At 72.4% G+C, this 1,303-nt stretch carries 1 protein-coding gene and 2 pseudogenes; 1 reads left to right on the top strand and 2 read right to left on the bottom strand.

Annotated features, from left to right (window positions below; all coding sequences use genetic code 11):
- Positions 1-214: pseudogene (locus tag ACFPZL_RS13310) on the top strand (MFS transporter); the annotation flags it as partial.
- 203 nt (positions 215-417) lie between these two features.
- Here ACFPZL_RS13310 and ACFPZL_RS13315 read toward each other — a convergent pair.
- Together ACFPZL_RS13315 and ACFPZL_RS13320 are read right to left on the bottom strand one after the other, a co-directional pair.
- The gene (locus ACFPZL_RS13315) at positions 418-771 is read right to left on the bottom strand and encodes a carboxymuconolactone decarboxylase family protein (RefSeq protein WP_218115154.1); all 354 of its coding nucleotides are present in this window, start codon (positions 769-771) and stop codon (positions 418-420) included.
- Positions 772-899: 128 nt separating this feature from the next.
- Positions 900-1,303: pseudogene (locus tag ACFPZL_RS13320) on the bottom strand (alpha/beta fold hydrolase); the annotation flags it as partial.

The raw sequence follows: 1,303 nt of genomic DNA on the forward strand, positions 1-1,303 counted from the left end.
CGCCGCGCTCTCGGGCATGGCGCAATCCGTCGGCTACCTCATCGCCGCGGCCGGCCCGATCGTCTTCGGCTGGCTGCTGGGACTCGGCGGCGGGTCCAGCGGCGCCTGGATCGCCCCATTCGCCCTCGTCTGGCTGGTCACCGCCGTGCAGATCGTCTTCGGGCTCGCCGTGCGGAAACCCCGCTTCGTCCTCGAGCCCCGGCCGGAGCGCTGAGCCGCGCGGAGCGGGTGCGGGGCTGAGCCCGCCGTGCTGTACGAGCCCGCCGGGTGTATGACCCGGCCGCGCTGCATGACCCGCCACGCTGTACGAGATCGTCGGCGCAGTACGACTCCGCGGCACGATCTCATGCAGCGTCGACGATCTCGTACGGTTTCGAAGCCGGCGACGGGGTCCGCGCCCCGGTCCAAGGGATCCCGCTACAGCTCCCCGAGCCCCTCGAGCACTTCGCTCGCCAGTCTGAAGCCCTCGTTCGCGACCGGCACCCCGCAGTAGAGGCCGGCCTGCAGGATCACCTCTTTGATCTCGTCGACCGTCAGCCCGTTGCGCCGAGCGGCAGCGACGTGCATCTTGAACTCGCCGTGATGCCCGAGCGCGAGCATCGCCGTCAGCACCGCGACCGAGCGCTCCCGCCGCGAGAGCCCGGGCCGCGACCAGATGTCGCCCCAGGCGTTGCGGGTGATGTAATCCTGGAAGTCGGCGGTGAAGCCGCTCGTGCCCGCGATCGCGCGATCCACATGCGCATCCGAGAGCACCTCGCGCCGCACCGTCATGCCGCGCTCGTAGCGCTCGGCGTCGCTGAGGCCGGATTCAGCCGGGCGAGGATCAACGCCGAGGCCGGTCTCAACCGGCCGGCCGTCAGCACCGCGGCCGGCCCCGCCCGGTCGCTCCGCCCCCGCGTTCACCGCAGTCCTCCGAAGAACTCGAGCAGCGCGTCGGCCGTCGCGGCGGGCTTCTCGGCGGGCGGCTGGTGCGCGGCCCCGGCGACCATCTGCTTGCGGGCGCGCTGTGCGCGAGTCACGATCTCGTCCTGCTTCGGCTCGGTGCCGACGGTGTCGTGCTCGCCCCAGAGTGCGAGCAGCGGCACCTCGATCTCGCCGAGCTGTTCGCGCACGTCGTACGAGGCGAGCGCTTCGGCGCAGCGCGCGTAGCCCTCGGCCGAGGTCTCCTGCAGCACGCGCAGGATCCGCCCCACCATCACCGGCTCCTCGGTGAACGCCTCGGGCGCGAACCACACCTTCGACGAGGCGGCGACGAGCGAGGCCGGCGACTGCTCGCGCACCAGCTGCGCGCGCGCCTGCCAGT

The sequence above is a fragment of the Leucobacter soli genome, assembly GCF_042659205.1.
Taxonomy (GTDB): domain Bacteria; phylum Actinomycetota; class Actinomycetes; order Actinomycetales; family Microbacteriaceae; genus Leucobacter; species Leucobacter soli.

Bases quoted from the DNA above. Each gene is read 5' to 3' on its own strand.
- ACFPZL_RS13315 (WP_218115154.1), bottom strand. From the start codon at position 771: ATGACGGTGCGGCGCGAGGTGCTCTCGGATGCGCATGTGGATCGCGCG.